Here is a 16,371-nt window from a genome sequence, read left to right as displayed (position 1 = left end):
AGAATATGACGGCGTCCAATGCGGGAAAACCGCGTTGATACCCGCGTGGGCGTAGAAAGGCCGCGATTTTCACGGCTAGTCGTCGTCCAGAGCAACGGGAATGACCAGTCCGCGTTTGATGACGCCAAGCGCAACATTGGTGGTGAAGCGGCGGATATTGGCGTTTTCGGCGATCAGCCGGGACATCAGCGCATCATAGGCATCAACATCGGGTGCCGTGACGATCAGCACGAAATCCGATCCGCCGGTGATATAGAAGGCCTGCTGGATCATCGGCTCGTTCGCCAGCCAGCGGCGCAACTGAGCAAGAAGCTCCGGCCGCTCCCGCTCGACATCCAGTGCGACGATGAAGAATGTCGGCCGGCCCACCTGTTTGGGGTCCACCACCGCGATATCCCGCTGGATGATGCCTGTCTCGCGCAGCCGCTTCAATCGACGCTGGATCGCCGAAATGGAGAGCGGTACCACCGCAGCAAGCTGTTCGGCGGTCTGGGATGCATCTTGCTGCACCAGATTGAGCAAATGGCGGTCGAAGCGGTCGAGGTTCATGGAGGCATGTTACAGGCATCGAACGCGGATAAAAAGCGATCTGGTATTATCCATCGCGGCAGAACGACACTGCAATGCCTTAAAACCTATATGAACGGACCAGAGCATACTGGTCCACCTTGGGATTGCTGCCAATGAAGCTTTTGTACCAGACCCACTCGCCCTTCGCCCGCAAGACGCTGGTCTTCGCACATGAGGTGGGCATTGCCGACCAGTTGGTTGTCGAGCACCACGAAACCAGTCCGACAAACGCCAATGCCACGGTGTTCAGTAGCAATCCGCTCGGAAAAGTGCCGGTCCTGCTGCGTGACGGCCTGTCGCCGCTGTTCGACAGCGACGTCATCTGCGCCTATTTCGATACGCTGCGCGCAGGCCCGTCGCTTTTCCCCGAAGACGCCGAGCGCCGATGGGCGGCGTTACGCTTGCAGGCGTTGGCGCAGGACATGGCCTATGCCGGCATCGGCATTCGCTGGGAAACAGCGCGGCGTCCCGAGCATCTGCGCTATCCGGAACTGCAAGCTGGCTATGAGCGAAAACTCGCTGAAAGCTATCGCTGGCTGGACCGGGAGATCCAGAGCGGCGAGCCCTTGCATATCGGCCATATCGCTATTGCAACGACACTGGACTGGCTCGCCTTCCGCCACCTGCCATCCTTTCGCGCCCACGCCAATCTCACAGGATGGTTCGATGCGTTTACGCAGCGGCCATCGATGCTGAAGACGCCGCTTTCGGGCGAGACCCAGGATTAGAGAATTATCGGCCTCTCACCCGATCAGCATGAACTTGTCGACATCCACCAGGCCCATGTCCGAAATCTTCAGGTGCGGGATAACGGGCAGGGGCAGGAACGCCAGCTGCAGGAACGGCTCCTGCAACGTGGCGCCGAGCGCAAAGGCGGCCTGGCGCAGATGATGCAGCGTGTCGCGCACGCTCTCATAGGGCTCGAGGCTCATCAGGCCGGCGACCGGCAGCGAGATTTCACCGGTGACCTTGCCGTCCTCGACGACGACGAAGCCGCCCTTGATCTGGCCGAGCCGGTTGGCGGCCAGCGCCATGTCGTCCTCGTTGACGCCGACGACGCAGATATTGTGGCTGTCATGGCCGACGGTCGAGGCAATGGCGCCCGTCTTAAGCCCAAAACCCTGAACGAAGCCATTGGCATGGTTGCCGTTGATGCCGTGGCGCTCGATGACGGCGACCTTGATGATGTCGCGGCCAAGATCAACGCCGGCCTGATTGCCGGATGCTGGTAGTTTGTAGCGGCGGTGTTCGGTGATGATCTTGCCGGGCAGCACGCCGATGACGGACGTCTCTCCCTCGGCATAGGGCAGGCCGAAATCGGCGGCATTGATGTGGCCTGCCTTGACGCTGTCGAGACCAACGGGCGCGACCGGACGGCGGGTGGCAAACAGCGCGTCATCGACGAGACGGCCACCGGCAAACACCATTCCGGCTTTGCAGTTTTCGAGGCTATCGACGACCACGAGATCGGCACGCCAGCCTGGTGCGACCAGGCCACGGTCGCGAAGACCAAAGGCGCGGGCGGCTGAGATCGAGGCGGCGCGATAGACGGCGAGCGGTTCGACGCCTTGGGCGATCGCTTCGCGGATCATATAGTCGAGATGGCCTTCCTCAGCGATATCGAGCGGATTGCGGTCATCGGTACAGAGCGCCAGGAACGGCGACAGGCGTTCGGTGAGGATCGGCATCAGCGCGTGCAAGTCCTTGGAGACAGAGCCCTCGCGCACCAAGACGTGCATGCCCTTGCGGATCTTTTCCAGCGCCTCAGTCGCGGTGGTGCATTCGTGATCGGTGCGGATTCCAGCGGAAAGATAGCCGTTGAGATCAAGGCCGCTCAAGAGGGGAGCGTGGCCATCGATGTGGCCACCCTGGAAGGCGTCGAGCTTGGCAAGGCAGACCGGGTCCTTGTGGATGACGCCGGGAAAATTCATGAATTCCGCCAGGCCAATGACCTTCTCGTGGTCGCGGAAGGGCAAAAGCTTCTCGATCGGCAGATTGGCGCCGGAGGTTTCCAGATGGGTGGCTGGCACGCAGCTCGAGAGTTGCACACGGATGTCCATGATGGTTTCGCGCGCCGAATCGAGGAAATACTGGATGCCTTCGGTGCCGAGCACATTGGCGATCTCGTGCGGATCGCAGATTACGGTGGTCACGCCATAGGGCAGGACGCAGCGGTCGAATTCATGCGGGGTGACCAGTGAGGATTCGATGTGCAGATGCGTGTCGATGAAGCCCGGCACGACGATCTTGCCGGTAATGTCGATTTCCGTTGTGCCGGTATAATTGCCGTAGGTGCCGACGATGCGGTCGCCGCAAATGGCAATATCGGAAGCGACGAGATCGCCGGTGACCAGATCGAAGAAACGGCCGCCCTTGAGAACGATATCGGCCGGAATGCGGCCGGTGCCCTGATCGATCAGCTGTTCAAGTTTTTCGCTCACGAGGGCCTGCCTTTTGGATGCTTTGTCTAAAAAGTGTGGTTCGCCCCGAGCATAGAGGCTGATCGCCGTCCTTGCATACCCGGGATGCGGAAAATCGATGATCGCCATTGTGGACGGCAGGCCTGCACCTGAAACAGCCACCACAAACGAAATCGGGCGCCGAAGCGCCCGATCCGTCATTGGTTCATCTGCTTACTCGGCAGAGACGATCTTGCCGTTTTCCCACTTGTAGAGCGAGAAGCTCTGCGAGGTAAGGTCGCCGGTTTCGCCATAGGTGACGTCGCCGATGGCGGTCTTGATCGGTTCACCGGATTTCAGAGCAGCGGTAACGGCTGCTGCGTCTTCGGCGCTGCCAGCCTTCTCGATGCCGGCCTTGATCACTTCAACGGCTGCATAGGCGTTGAGCGTAAAAGCTTCCGGCGGGATGTTGGCGGCCTGAAGGGCTGCAACGGCGGCCTTCGAGGCATCGTTCTTCAAAGCGTCGGCCGCATTGGTGAAGACCGTGCCGGCACCGGCATCTGCGCCGATGGCCCAGAATTCGGTGTTGGACAGGCCGTCGCCACCGATGATCTGAATCGGCGCGCCGATATCACGCAGCTGGCGCACCAAAAGACCAGCTTCCGGGTGATAGCCGCCGAAATAGAGGACGTCGACCTTTTCAGCCTTGAGGCGGGTGGTGAGCGCGCTCAGGTCCTTGTCGCCCGGTGTCAGGGAATCGTTGAAGACTTCGGTGACGCCACCGGCATTCAGTGTTGCCTTGAAGGAATCGGCGAGACCCTTGCCGTAGGCGCCCTTATCGTTGAGGATGCCGATGCGCTTGTCCTTGAACTGCTTCAGGACATAGGCTCCGGCGACTTCGGCCTGCTGGTCGTCACGGCCGCAGGTGCGCAGGATGGTGGCAAGGCCACGCTTGGTCAGGTCCGGCGTCGTTGCCGTCGGCGTGACCATCAGGATGCCGTTTTCAGCCAAAACGTCGGAGGCCGGCATGGCTACGCCTGACGTGACCGGGCCGACGACAAAGCGGATGCCTTCGCCGACGATCTGGTTTGCTGCCGAAACACCCTGCTTGGGTTCGCCGGCATCGTCGGCCAGCTTCAGCACGACCTGTTCGCCGAGGATGCCGCCGTTCTTGTTGATCTGATCAACGGCAACCTGGGCGCCGTTCTTGACCTGGTCGCCGTAGGCGGCAACGGGCCCGGTCAGCGGCGCGATCAGGCCGATCACGATCTCGGCATGCGCCAGCGGCGCAAAGGCCAGCGAGGCTGCGAAGGTGGCGCCCGTCAATGTCTTGAAGTTCATCTTGCTTCTCCTTTGGTGGGTTGGTTCCCCGCAGTGCCAGCGCTTCGGTTGCTGGGCCGGGAGGGTGAAACCTGCCAGTCGAAAAGCAACTCCAGTTCCGTTGAGTTGTCCGTCTTCTGTGAACGGATCGATCCCATGCTTCTCGTCTATGAAGCTCCTCACGATTCCGCAAGGCGATTTTTTAGGCAATGTGCAAAATAATTGTTCAGATATGACGCCAAACGGGGCTGGGACATGTGTCCCGGCCCCGTTTGGGCATTGTTCACGATCGAATATATTCGATCAGGCGTTGGCGATCAGCACCTTGCGGATGCCGTCGACCAGTTCATCGATCTCAGCCTTCGAGATGATCAGCGGCGGTGAAAGGGCGATGATGTCGCCGGTGGTGCGGATCAGGTAGCCACTTTCATAGGCCTTGAGGAAAGCCGAGAAAGCGCGTTTTGTCGGCTCTCCGGTGATTGGCGCCAGCTCGATTGCGCCGATCAGGCCGATGTTGCGGATGTCGATCACATGCGGGCAATCGCGTAGCGAATGCAGCGCATCGCCCCAGTACGATGCCAGCTCGGCGCCACGGGTGAGCAGGCCTTCGTCGCGGTAGGTGTCGAGCGTGCCGAGCGCTGCGGCACAGGCGATCGGGTTGCCGGAATAGGTGTAGCCGTGGAAGAACTCGATCATGTGCTCCGGGCCGGTCATGAAGGCATCGTGGATTTCTGCGGTGACGAACACGGCACCCATCGGGATGACGCCGTTGGTCAGGCCCTTGGCGGTGACGATCATGTCCGGTTTGACATCGAAATACTGGGCGGCAAACGGTGTGCCGAGGCGGCCATAACCGGTGATGACTTCGTCGAAGATCAACAGGATGCCGTGTTTGGTGCAGATCTCGCGCAGCTTCTGCAGATAGCCCTTCGGCGGGATGAGCACGCCGGTGGAGCCAGCGACCGGCTCGACGATGACGGCAGCGATGGTCGAGGCATCATGCAGCGTGACGATGCGTTCCAGTTCGGTTGCAAGATCAGCGCCGTGTTCCGGCTCGCCCTTGGTGAAGGCGTTCTTTTCCGGCAGGTGGGTATGCGGCATATGGTCGACTCCAGACAGGAGCGTGCCGAACATCTTGCGGTTGGAAACGATGCCACCGACGGAGATACCGCCGAAATTGACGCCGTGATAGCCACGTTCGCGGCCGATCAGGCGGGTGCGTGAACCCTGGCCCTTCACCTTGTGATAGGCGAGCGCCACCTTCAGCGCCGTCTCCACGGATTCAGAGCCGGAATTGGTGTAGAGCACGTGTTCCATGCCGTCGGGCGCAATGTCGATCAGGCGGTTTGCCAGCTCAAACGCCTTGGGGTGGCCGAGCTGGAAGGCCGGGGCGTAATCGAGTTCACCGGCCTGCTCGCGGATCGCTTCGGTGATCAGCGGTCGGCAATGTCCGGCATTGACGCACCAGAGGCCTGCCGTGCCGTCGAGCACCTGGCGGCCGTCATGGGTCGTGTAGTGCATGTCCTTCGCCTTGACGAACATGCGCGGTTCTTTCTTGTACTGCCGGTTGGCTGTAAACGGCATCCAGAAGGCGCTGAGGTCATTGGGTGTGGCATTGAGGCGGTTCGACATCATATTCTCCGTGGCGCGTATTGTCTGGCGGCCAAGTCCAGTGGGTTTCGATGAATCTTTACCTGATGGTCAAACTATCAGGGCGCTTTTCGCGGTCAAGCCTTGGCCTGAGACGGCCAAATGAAGTTGCGCGGTGGAAAAAGGCGGAATTTCGCCGCATGGAAACATCTGGAAACAGGGCTTGCCTCCCGTCTTTTCCGAAGGTTAACCTGTTTGCAGCAGAGTGGCGCCGCGTTCCCAAATACGCGCTCAGGCCCGAAACACGCGCTCAGGATAGAGATCTTGCCAAAATTTGCAGCCAGCCTGGTGCTCGCGCTTTTCGTCAGTCTTCCAGTGCAGGCAGGTGCTGCCGACATGATTGCCGACGGCGCCTTTGAGAAGGGGCAGGATGGCTTTTGGGCAGCGGGCGGTGTGGCTCTATTGCGCGAAGGCGGCAAGCTCTGTGTCGATGTCGAGGTCGGCGGTACCCCTTGGGACCGGTTGCTCGGTCTCAATGACCTGCAGTTTGATCCGGGCACATCCTATCAATTGACAATGCTGCTCGAGGCCGAGGGTGTGCATACATTCCCGGTCACGATTCAGCGCAATGCCGAACCGTGGACGCCACAGGCAGCCCTCACTGCGGAGACCAAGGACGGAACGGTCGAATTTTCGGCCGTCTTCACGGCAACCGAGAATGATCCGGCCCAGATCATCTTCCAGTTGGGCGGGTCTGAAAAGCCGTGGCGCGTTTGTCTGGATGATGTGGCGATACGCGAAACAAAGCCCGACAAGATCGCGGTGGCCGCACAAAAAACGCTGTATGGGCTACCGGCGCTGGTCAATCAGACCGGATATTTCCTCGACGGGCCGAAGCGGGCGACAATTCTGTCGGAGACACAAGGCCCGTTGCCGTTCAAGCTGGAAGATGGGGCCGGTGTCGCAATTGGCGAGGGAATGACAGCGCCTGCCGGGTTTGACCCGACTGTCCGGGCGAATACCCAGATCGCGGATTTTTCGGCCTTTGCGACGGCCGGAGAGGGCTACAGGCTGGTCATCGGCGAGAAGAAAAGCTTGCCGTTTTCCGTCGGCCACGACGTCTATGGCAAACTGCGTGTCGATGCTTTGTCTTGGTTTTATCCGCAGCGCAGCGGAATTGAGATCAAGGGCGATATCGCCGGAGAAGCCTATGCGCGGCCGCCCGGACATGTGCAGGAAAGCCCCAACCAGGGCGATACCAAGGTGACCTGCCTGACCGGTAAGGTCGCTGCCAAACTCTATGGCAAGGACTGGACCTGCGATTACACGCTGGACGTCTCCGGCGGCTGGTACGATGCTGGCGACCAGGGAAAGTACGTGGTCAATGGCGGCATCGCCGTATCGCAACTGTTGAGCACGTTCGAACGCGGCCTAATCTACGGCGACGGCGCATCGCCGGTCTTGAGCGACAGCCTGTCGCGCATCCCTGAAAACGGCAATGGCATTCCCGATATTCTGGACGAGGCGCGCTGGGAACTCGAATTTCTGATGAAGATGATGGTGCCAGACGGTCAGCCCTTGGCCGGCATGGTGCACCACAAGGTTCACGATATCAAATGGACCGGGGTGCCGATGCTGCCGCATCTTGATCCGCAATTGCGGGCGCTGCACCGTCCATCGACAGCCGCGACGCTCAACCTTGCTGCTGTGGCCGCACAGGGCGCCCGGCTGTTTGCGCCCTATGACAGAGAGTTTGCGCAGCGCCTGCTTGCGGCCGGCCAGAAAGCCTGGCTGGCCGCCGCCGCCAATCCGGTGCTCTTCGCGCCGGGTTCGGATGGTCTGCAGGGTGGCGGCGATTATGGCGACGACGATATTTCCGATGAAACCTATTGGGCTGCGGCCGAGCTTTTCATCACCACAGGAGAAGCCCGTTATCTCACCGCGCTGAAATCCTCTCGCTATTGGGTAGGGGCCGTCTTTCCCGCTACAGGCGCCTTCGATTGGCGTAGTGTCGCCGGGCTCGGCCGTCTGGACCTGGCGCTTTATGGCGACAATCTTGCGGCTGATGACAAGGCGATGATGATGGCATCGGTAGTATCCGTTGCCCGGAATTTCATTGGCCTGCAGGCGAAGGAGCCGTTCGGGCAGATCTACAAACCGGCGAACAACCGCTACGATTGGGGATCGAACCAGCTCATTTTGCAAAATATGATCGTCGTTTCCGCTGCCTATGACCTGACAGGCGAAGTACCGTTTCTCAATGGTGTGCGGGAAGGTATCGACTACATTCTTGGGCGCAACGCGATGAACATGTCCTATGTCACCGGATATGGCAGCGTTTTTTCCAAGAACCAACATAGCCGCTGGTATGCCCATCAGGTCGATAGCATGTTGCCCAATCCGCCGGTTGGTACGTTGGCCGGTGGGCCGAATTCGACGCTGGTCGACGATGTCGCGCGGGCGCGGCTCAAGGGGTGCGCGCCGCAGACCTGCTATATCGACGACATCATGGCCTGGGGCACCAACGAAATGACGATCAACTGGAATGCGCCGCTGGTCTATATCGCGTCTTTCCTGGCGGATGCGCGATGAGCGACCGCACGGGCATCGCTTTCATCGGCACGGGGTTCGTTGCCGATTATTACATGACGACATTGGCCAACCACCCGCAATTGCGGCTGGCGGGTGTCTGGGACGTCGACCCCGATCGCTTAAAGCAGTTTTGCAACTACTGGAACGTTCGCTCGTATGCCTCTGAAGCGGAATCGCTTTCCGATCCTGCCGTCACCATCATCGTCAACCTGACGACGCCGGAAAGCCACTATGCCGTCAACAGGGCGGCGTTATCGGCCGGCAAGCATGTCTATTGCGAGAAACCTCTGGCCATGACGGTAGACGAGGCGCGGGAGCTGGTATCGCTTGCCGCGGAGCGAGGCCTTGTCCTTGCCGGCGCGCCAGCCAATGCGCTCAGCGATGCCTGTGGTCACTGCGCCGGCATCCTCAGTTCCGGCGTCATCGGCACACCGCGCCTGGCCTATGCCGAGATGGAGGATGGACCGGTCTTTCGCGATAAATGGCAGGAATGGCGCAGCCGCTCGGGCGCCAAATGGCCGGCTGTCCACGAGTTCGAAATCGGCTGCACGCTGGAGCACGCCGGGTATGCCACCAGTTGGCTGGTGTCGCTGTTCGGACCGGTGTCCAATGTCGCCGCCTTTTCCGCGCTGACGTTTCCCAACAAAGGACCGGGAACCGAAAATCTCGCCCTGGGACCGGATTTTTCCGTCGGCTGTCTGACCTTCAAGTCGGGACTTGTCGCGCGTCTGACCAGCGGGCTGGCGGCGCCCCGGGACCGGTCGCTGACGGTCGTCGGCGACAAGGGCACGATCGTCGTGCGCGATCTCTGGGACAATCGCTCTCCGATCCATGTCGAGCTGGCTGGCAGCAAGCGGCCGCTCTCGCATCGGCTGATCGAACGCCTGGAATGGCAGTTTCAGCGGAAATTCCCGTTTCGCCTCACAGCCGGTAAGCCGGTGGCCTACCCGCAGGCCGCGCAGAAGAACAGCCTGCCGGCCTATCCGTCGCAAATCGATTTTGTGCGCGGGATTGCAGCGCAGGCGGATGCGGTCAGGGCTGGCACCCGGCCGCTGTTTTCCGGCGAGACGGCATTGCATCTGACCGACATCGTGCTGGCCCTCAACGCCGGCAAGCGCGACCACACACCAACGGCGCTATGACGGCGGTAGTGACCGGATGGTCTCGATGATGCCGAGTGCCTCGACGCTGGCGCTGAGTGGCATCTGCGATTGCTGATGTTGTCCTTCGAGAATGGCCCGGCTTGCCGCCGCGATCTCGAATTGGAGGCCATCTCCGGGAAAGCCATGCCGATAAACTGTGAGGCCGGGCAGGGGCAGCCGGCCGACAATCTTTCCGGTGGCGCGTGACAGGCGGCCGGTGCCGGACGGTACGGCAAGATGGTGGACGATGCGGTTTCTCGTCAGGATAATTTTGCTTGCCTTGAGAAACGGAGCATCGATCACCAGACTGCCGGTTTCGCCGTCGATGATGAAGCGATTGTTCCCGGTGCGATCAAAGCCGACGGACAGCCTTGCCTGGAAACGATCATAGCCGAGCGTGACATCCGCCGACATATCGACACCCGTCGGCGCGGCAGACCAGCGCCCTGTGACCGTCTGCGGCGAGCCGAACAAAGCCAGCGTCAGTGCGATCGGGTAAACGCCCAGATCAAGCAGCGCACCGCCGCCAAGTGCCGCCGAAAAAAAGCGGCTGTCGCCGTCGAATGTCTTGATATAGGCGAGTTCGGCGCGGATTCCGGTGATGGCGCCGATCGTCTTGTCGGCCAAAAGCTGCCGTACGTGGTCGATGGCGGGCAGGAAGACGGTCCAGAGACCCTCCATCGCAAAGGTCTGTTTTTCTGCAGCCAAGTCGGCGAGTGCGTTTGCCTCCGACGCGGTTGTGACAAGCGGTTTTTCGATCAACACAGGTTTTCCAGCACGGAGCAGCGTCCGGGCCTGATCGAAATGGGCGGTATTGGGTGTCGCGAGATAGACGGCATCAATCAGCGGATCGGCGGCCAAGGCATCGATATCCGGGAGGATGCGCAGCCCGCCGAAGCGTCCTGAAAAAAGGGTGGCGGCCTCAAGCGTGCGTGAGAAAACGGCAACGAGTGCTGCGTTATCCGTCAACTGGATGTCTTCGGCGAATGTGGTTGCGATGGAGCCCGTGCCAAGCACAGCCCATTTGATGCGTGTTGTGGAAGGCCGATTTTTGGGTGTCATGTTCATGGCGGCGATACTGCAACGCCAAGTCTCAAAGGCGCGTAAACGTCAAAGGCAGTTGCCGATACTGCTGCCTTTCCGAAGATGGCGCAGGGCCAGAAACAGGCCGGGGCCGCAAGCGGCCCCGATCCGTATCAGGCGGTACGGCGCTGCGGGATCTTTTCGATCGCGCTGGATTCGTCGCCGTAGATTTCCTTCAGTGTTTTCAGAACTTTCAGTACTGCATCCGACGAGCTTGAATAATAGATCGTCTGGGCATCCCTACGGGTGGTCACGAGATTTTGGGCACGCAGCTTCGAGAGATGTTGCGACAGGGCAGACTGGCTGAGGCCGACCTGGTTTGCCAAGGCGCCGACTGCCATTTCCTCGTTCACCAGTGAACTGAGGATCAGCAGACGCTTTGGATTGGCCATAGCCGATAGAAACTCCGCAGCTATTTCAGCCTTGCCGTGTTTCTGAGGAGAGATCGTTTGCATTCCATACTCCATGCGAAGTTCACATCACGCTTGGTTATGAATGTGAATAAGGGATAATTAGCCGTGATGAATAAAAGGACAACTGGCTACTGCAAGAAATCGGGGTAAAAGGGCCCGTATTTAACGGTAAAGTTTTACCAGTGTGGTCCGTAATTCCCCTTTTGATTGCAGTGGCGCATCATATTCCAGTCGTTTTAGTTGATCTCCGGATGCAAGATCGATCCCGCCGGCATCAAGACCGCAGATTCTCCAGCCGGTTCCCTTTGCCTTGCAATAGCGCTCTACATACTTAGTGGCCGCATCGGAATGGTCGGAATTCATGTGGTCGATCGCGCCGGGTTCCATATCGGCAAGATCCTCGATCGCCGGAGAACGGATCATCAGATCCTCGCCAATCAGCACATAGGCCCGGCCAAAGCCGCCATTCATGCTGGCCTTTATTGGTGTGAGCCGGAAAAACGCGAAATCGGGAAAATCGACGTAGAGCTGCGCCTTCGGATGGCGACGGATGAAACGTTCGCGGATACGCGAATTGGCGGTGCTGTCGCGTTCGACTTTTTCTGCTTCGCATTGAACTGTCAGGCGCGCATGGGCGAGTGGATCGCCCTTGCCGATCTCGCCCGTCAGCAGCGAGCAGCGCTGGTCTGCAGACAGGGCCTGCGTGTGGGCCGACAGGGCGGAAACCAGAATGACCGGTGTACCATCGGTATCGATGCCGATGAGCACGCGGCTGACAAAAGGGAAGCCGTCGCTGTCCGGCTCGATCACCGCAATGGCGGCACTGCGCGCGGAGCGCAGGATGATGCGGGCAAGCTTGCGCGCCTCATCATCGGTTTCGCGCAGAACGGAGGGTTTGTCGGCCATCGAATCGCCTCTTGTCTTGAATGCCAAACGCCCGGACTCTGATCGTCCGGGCGCCCTTTATAACGACATCTTGACCGCAATCGTCAACTTTTGTTGCGATGCCTTGTCAGGCCTTCCACGACGTTCTGCGCATTGATCGTGCCGATGATGGCGCCGTTATCGACAACACCGATGCTGCCGGGCTGACGCGACATCGCATCGAGGATATCGATCAGCGGGGTTGTCGGCTTGGCCGTTGCCGAGACGCCGGTAGCCGGAGTTGTGCGGCTGACACCCTGGCTCATCACGTCCATCGCCGTCAGCATGGTGATGGGGTTCATGTGCTGGACGAAGTCGGCGACATACTGGTTGGCCGGGTTCTTGACGATGTCCTGCGGCGTGCCGCACTGGATGATGCGGCCGCCTTCCATGATGGCGATGCGGTTGCCGATGCGGAAGGCTTCGTCGAGATCGTGGCTGACGAACAGGATGGTCTTCTTGAGCCGCCGCTGGAATTCCAGCAGTTCGTCCTGCAGACGGGTGCGGATCAACGGATCGAGCGCCGAGAACGGCTCGTCCATCAACAGGATCGGCGCACCGGTGGCAAAGGCGCGGGCAAGGCCGACACGCTGCTGCATGCCGCCGGAAAGTTCCTTGACCTGGCGGCCCGCCCATTTTGTCAGGTTGACCAGTTCCAGCTGTTCGGCAACGCGGTCCTTGCGCTCCTTGTCCGGTACCCCGGCAAGCTCCAGCCCGAAGCCGACATTGTCTTCCACGGTGCGCCACGGCAGCAGCGCGAACTGCTGGAACACCATGGAGACATCGTGCATGCGGAAGTCGCGCAGCGATTTGGCTGATGTCTTGTAGGGATTGATATTGCCGTGGCGGGTCTTGAGCTGAACCTCGCCGCGTACCACCGGCGCGAGGCCATTGACGGCGCGCAGAAGGGTCGATTTTCCCGAGCCCGACAATCCCATCAGCACGAGGATTTCACCCTCGGTAATGGTCAGCGACGCATCGGCGACGCCGAGCACCAGCCCTGTCGCAGCCCCAATCTCGTCGCGGGTCTTGCCCTGATCGACCATGGCGATGGCGGTTTCCGGCCGGTTGCCGAAGATGATGTCGACATTCTTGAAAATAACGGCATCGGTCATGCGCCTTCTCCTTCATCGGACGAACGGAACAGGCGGTCGAGAATGATCGCGAGGATGACGATACAGAGGCCGGATTCAAAGCCCATGGCGATATTGACGGTATTCAACGCCCGCACGACCGGAACGCCGAGACCGGCAGCACCGACCAGCGCCGAGATGACCACCATCGACAGCGACAGCATGATGGTCTGGGTGAGGCCGGCCATGATTTGCGGCATGGCAAACGGCAGCTCGATCTTGCGCAGCACCTGCGACGGCGTCGCGCCGAAGGAAACTGCCGCTTCGACCAGCGACGGCGGGGTGGAGATAATGCCGAGCCGGGTGAGCCGGATCGGTGCCGGAATGGCAAAGATCACGGTTGCGATCAGACCCGGAACCATGCCGAGGCCGAACAGCACGAGGGCCGGGATCAGATAGACGAAGGTCGGGATGGTCTGCATCAGGTCAAGGATCGGCCGCATGACAGCGTAGACCCAGGCGCGCCGGGCAGCGGCGATCCCCAAGGGAATGCCGACCGCCATGCTGACGGCACTGGCCGCCAGAACCAGCGCCAGCGTCTCGGTCGTCGCCTTCCAGTAGCCAAGATTGATGATCAGCAGCAGGCCGAACAGCGTGAACAGGGTCACACCGATCGAACGGCGGAACCAGTAGGAAAGCGCGGTGACGATGGCCACGACGATCAGCGGGTGCGGCGTCTGCAGGACCCAGAGGATCGCATTCACTACGCCCGACAGGATCGCCGATACCTGATCGAAAAATCCGGTGAAGTTGGTGGTCAGCCAGGTGAAGAAACTCTTCGCCCAGCCGCCGATGGGGATGCGTCGATCAGGGTTGGTTAGCCATTCCACGGGAAAATCGCCTGGTTCTTGGAGCCAATGATAGGAGCGGAAGCGCGTCAAATGCGCTTAAAAAAGGCGGGGACTAAGCCCCGCCTTCAACTGCCGGTCAGAGACCGAGCGCGGTCTTTACGGCAGGCAATCCTTCAGCGCCATCCTTGGTGGTGACACCAGCAAGCCAGGGGTCGATCGCCGTCGGATTGGCCTTCAGCCACTCGTTGGCCGCGACTTCCGGATCCTTGCTGTCGTTGAGGATCTTGCCCATGATCTCGTTTTCCATCGGAAGCGAGAATTTGAGATTGGTGATCAGCTTCCCGACATTCGGGCACTCAGTGGTGTAGCCGGCGCGAACATTGGTGAAGATGGTGGCGCCGCCGAGGTTGGGTCCGAAGATGTCGTCGCCGCCGGTGAGGTATGTCAGCTTGAAGTTGGAATTCATCGGGTGGGGTTCCCAGCCGAGGAAGATGACCGGAGTACCATCCTTTTCTGCGCGGGCGACCTGCGCCAGCATGCCCTGCTCGGAGGATTCGACGACTTCGAAGCCCTTCAGGCCGAACGTGTCCTTGTCGGTCATGTCGATAATCAGGCGGTTGCCGTCATTGCCCGGCTCGATGCCGTAGATCTTGCCGTCAAGATCGGCCTTGTGGGCGGCGATGTCCTTGAAGTCCTTGATGCCGAGTTCGGCACCCTTGGCATTCGTCGCCAGCGTGTACTTGGCGCCCTCGAGGTTCGGGCCGAACGATTCGACCGACTTGTCGTTCAGGAAGGGGCGAACGTCGGCTTCCTGCGTCGGCATCCAGTTGCCGAGGAAGACGTCGATGTCCTTGTTTTTCAGTGATTGGTAGGTAACCGGAACGGACAGAACTTTGATGTCGGTCTGATAGCCGAGGCCCTTGAGGATCGAGGAGACCGTCGCTGTGGTGGCGGTGATGTCCGTCCAGCCGACATCGGCGAAGCGGACGGTGCCACAGCTTTCAGGCTCGGCAGCATAGGCGGATGTCAGTGCGCTCAGCGATACGGCTGCTGTCAGCATGAATTTCAATGTCAGTCTGGTCATCGTGATTATTCCCCTGCCTTTTGATTTTAGCCAATCACCAAATGTCCGCCAATTCAAGCGCCCTGGTGTTGTCTTGAGTGTATTGGGACATTTGCCGGACACGCCCGCCTAAAGCGACGTGATATGTCGCATTGCTCATGTTCTGGCGCCTGCCGTCGATTTTCTGTGACTTTCGCGCCTGCGCTCTGGCCTTCCCCGCTTTGTCTGTTCATGAACAACCAACAGCATACAGAAGAGGACGCCATGGCAAAACTGTATTTCAGCTACGCCACGATGAACGCAGGCAAATCGACCATGCTCTTGCAGGCGTCGTACAACTATCGCGAACGTGGCATGCGCACGGTCATCCTGATTGCGGCGTTCGATGACCGTGCGGGTCAGGGCCGGGTGTCCTCGCGGATCGGATTGAGTGAAGACGGTATCGCCTTTACGCATGCGGACGATCTTTATTCTCTGGTCGAACGCCTGCATGGCGAAGAGAAGATCGCCTGCGTTTTTGTCGATGAAGCCCAGTTTCTCGGCGAAGATCAGGTCTGGCAACTGGCCCGCGTCGCCGACCGGATCGGCATTCCGGTGATGGCCTACGGCTTGCGCACGGATTTCCAGGGCAAGCTGTTTCCTGGCTCGATGGCGCTGCTCGCTCTTGCCGACGAGATGCGCGAGGTCCGCACGATCTGCCATTGCGGCCGGAAGGCGACCATGGTGGCGCGGATGGATGTGGCCGGCAATATCGTGCGCGAAGGCGCGCAAGTGGAAGTGGGCGGCAACGAGAAATATGTCGTCTATTGCCGCCGTCACTGGGAAGACAAGATGAACGAAGCGTGAGGCAGGCTATCACTGGGTGGGCGGGCCGTGCCATGATGGTATCCTTGCGAATGCGTTCCGGGAAATCGTCTATGTCTCTGCCTTTGTCTCTTCGTCTTGTTTCACTCGGCCTTTTCCTCTGTCTTGGGACAGGTCTTGCTCATGCAGCCGGCAGTGCCGATGCCGGTGCGCAGGTCTTCAAAAAATGCGGTGCCTGTCACACCGCGACCGAGCCGATGAACCGTGTCGGCCCCAGTCTGATGGGCATCATCGGTCGCCCGGTCGCAACGTTTGCGGGGTACAACTATTCAAGCGCCATGACGGCGTTCGGTGAAGATGGCAAAATCTGGGACGAGGAGCGGTTGTCGGAATATTTGATGGCCCCCAAGGCGATGGTTCCTGGCACCAAGATGTCCTTTCCGGGCCTGAAAAAGCCGCAGGAGATTGAAGATATCGTTGCCTATCTGAAGACGGCGGTAGGGCAATAGGCGCGCAATCGCAGCCGATGCAGTCCGCCAAAGCGATA

At 59.9% G+C, this 16,371-nt stretch carries 15 protein-coding genes; 5 read left to right on the top strand and 10 right to left on the bottom strand.

Going from position 1 to position 16,371, the window contains the following annotated elements:
* Positions 1 to 75: 75 nt before the first annotated feature.
* The gene (locus ACQY8Q_RS05880; protein WP_428425667.1) at positions 76 to 549 is read right to left on the bottom strand and encodes an Lrp/AsnC family transcriptional regulator; all 474 of its coding nucleotides are present in this window, start codon (positions 547 to 549) and stop codon (positions 76 to 78) included.
* Between the two features lie 134 nt (positions 550 to 683).
* Here ACQY8Q_RS05880 and ACQY8Q_RS05875 point away from each other — a divergent pair, with 134 nt between their 5' ends.
* The gene (locus ACQY8Q_RS05875) at positions 684 to 1,298 is read left to right on the top strand and encodes a glutathione S-transferase family protein (protein WP_428425665.1); all 615 of its coding nucleotides are present in this window, start codon (positions 684 to 686) and stop codon (positions 1,296 to 1,298) included.
* Between the two features lie 15 nt (positions 1,299 to 1,313).
* Here ACQY8Q_RS05875 and ade read toward each other — a convergent pair whose 3' ends face one another.
* The 3 genes from ade to ACQY8Q_RS05860 form a co-directional block, all read right to left on the bottom strand.
* A complete protein-coding gene (gene ade, locus ACQY8Q_RS05870; RefSeq protein WP_428425663.1) occupies positions 1,314 to 3,011 on the bottom strand; it encodes an adenine deaminase in 1,698 nt (565 codons plus the stop codon).
* A gap of 192 nt (positions 3,012 to 3,203) precedes the next feature.
* Positions 3,204 to 4,310, bottom strand: a complete 1,107-nt coding sequence (locus ACQY8Q_RS05865) for a branched-chain amino acid ABC transporter substrate-binding protein (protein WP_428425661.1) — start codon at positions 4,308 to 4,310, stop codon at positions 3,204 to 3,206.
* Positions 4,311 to 4,592: 282 nt separating this feature from the next.
* A complete protein-coding gene (locus tag ACQY8Q_RS05860) occupies positions 4,593 to 5,921 on the bottom strand; it encodes an aspartate aminotransferase family protein (protein ID WP_428425659.1) in 1,329 nt (442 codons plus the stop codon).
* Between the two features lie 282 nt (positions 5,922 to 6,203).
* On the opposite strand from ACQY8Q_RS05860, the gene ACQY8Q_RS05855 reads away from it, so the two are divergent.
* Together ACQY8Q_RS05855 and ACQY8Q_RS05850 are read left to right on the top strand one after the other, a co-directional pair.
* Positions 6,204 to 8,471, top strand: a complete 2,268-nt coding sequence (locus ACQY8Q_RS05855) for a glycoside hydrolase family 9 protein (protein WP_428425657.1) — start codon at positions 6,204 to 6,206, stop codon at positions 8,469 to 8,471.
* A complete protein-coding gene (locus ACQY8Q_RS05850) occupies positions 8,468 to 9,613 on the top strand; it encodes a Gfo/Idh/MocA family protein (RefSeq protein ID WP_428425655.1) in 1,146 nt (381 codons plus the stop codon). The genes ACQY8Q_RS05855 and ACQY8Q_RS05850 overlap by 4 nt, the downstream gene beginning before the upstream one ends.
* On the opposite strand, the gene ACQY8Q_RS05845 is transcribed toward ACQY8Q_RS05850, so the two are convergent.
* The 6 genes from ACQY8Q_RS05845 to ACQY8Q_RS05820 all read right to left on the bottom strand — a co-directional run bounded on the left by ACQY8Q_RS05845 (position 9,608) and on the right by ACQY8Q_RS05820 (position 15,041).
* Complete coding sequence (locus ACQY8Q_RS05845; protein ID WP_428425653.1) at positions 9,608 to 10,681, bottom strand: Gfo/Idh/MocA family protein; 1,074 nt, start codon at positions 10,679 to 10,681, stop codon at positions 9,608 to 9,610. The genes ACQY8Q_RS05850 and ACQY8Q_RS05845 overlap by 6 nt on opposite strands.
* Before the next feature lie 128 nt (positions 10,682 to 10,809).
* On the bottom strand, positions 10,810 to 11,151 hold the full coding sequence (locus ACQY8Q_RS05840; RefSeq protein WP_428425651.1) for an ArsR/SmtB family transcription factor: 342 nt from the start codon (positions 11,149 to 11,151) through the stop codon (positions 10,810 to 10,812).
* A 120-nt stretch (positions 11,152 to 11,271) separates the two neighbouring features.
* On the bottom strand, positions 11,272 to 12,015 hold the full coding sequence (locus ACQY8Q_RS05835) for a HugZ family protein (RefSeq protein WP_428425649.1): 744 nt from the start codon (positions 12,013 to 12,015) through the stop codon (positions 11,272 to 11,274).
* 83 nt (positions 12,016 to 12,098) lie between these two features.
* Positions 12,099 to 13,148: a choline ABC transporter ATP-binding protein gene (gene choV / locus ACQY8Q_RS05830; RefSeq protein WP_428425647.1), complete on the bottom strand. Its 1,050-nt coding sequence runs from the start codon at positions 13,146 to 13,148 to the stop codon at positions 12,099 to 12,101.
* The gene (gene choW, locus ACQY8Q_RS05825; RefSeq protein WP_428425645.1) at positions 13,145 to 13,996 is read right to left on the bottom strand and encodes a choline ABC transporter permease subunit; all 852 of its coding nucleotides are present in this window, start codon (positions 13,994 to 13,996) and stop codon (positions 13,145 to 13,147) included. The genes choV and choW overlap by 4 nt, the downstream gene beginning before the upstream one ends.
* Before the next feature lie 97 nt (positions 13,997 to 14,093).
* The gene (locus ACQY8Q_RS05820) at positions 14,094 to 15,041 is read right to left on the bottom strand and encodes a choline ABC transporter substrate-binding protein (RefSeq protein WP_428425643.1); all 948 of its coding nucleotides are present in this window, start codon (positions 15,039 to 15,041) and stop codon (positions 14,094 to 14,096) included.
* A gap of 243 nt (positions 15,042 to 15,284) precedes the next feature.
* On the opposite strand from ACQY8Q_RS05820, the gene ACQY8Q_RS05815 reads away from it, so the two are divergent.
* Complete coding sequence (locus ACQY8Q_RS05815; protein ID WP_428425641.1) at positions 15,285 to 15,866, top strand: thymidine kinase; 582 nt, start codon at positions 15,285 to 15,287, stop codon at positions 15,864 to 15,866.
* A 71-nt stretch (positions 15,867 to 15,937) separates the two neighbouring features.
* Positions 15,938 to 16,333 (top strand): c-type cytochrome, encoded by a 396-nt coding sequence (locus tag ACQY8Q_RS05810; protein WP_428425639.1) that lies wholly within the window; start codon positions 15,938 to 15,940, stop codon positions 16,331 to 16,333.
* Positions 16,334 to 16,371 lie beyond the last annotated feature (38 nt).

This window comes from Pararhizobium sp., assembly GCF_965279435.1.
GTDB lineage: Bacteria > Pseudomonadota > Alphaproteobacteria > Rhizobiales > Rhizobiaceae > Pararhizobium.
Note: the sequence above shows the minus strand (reverse complement) of the source record. Positions and strands in the feature narration are given on the sequence as shown.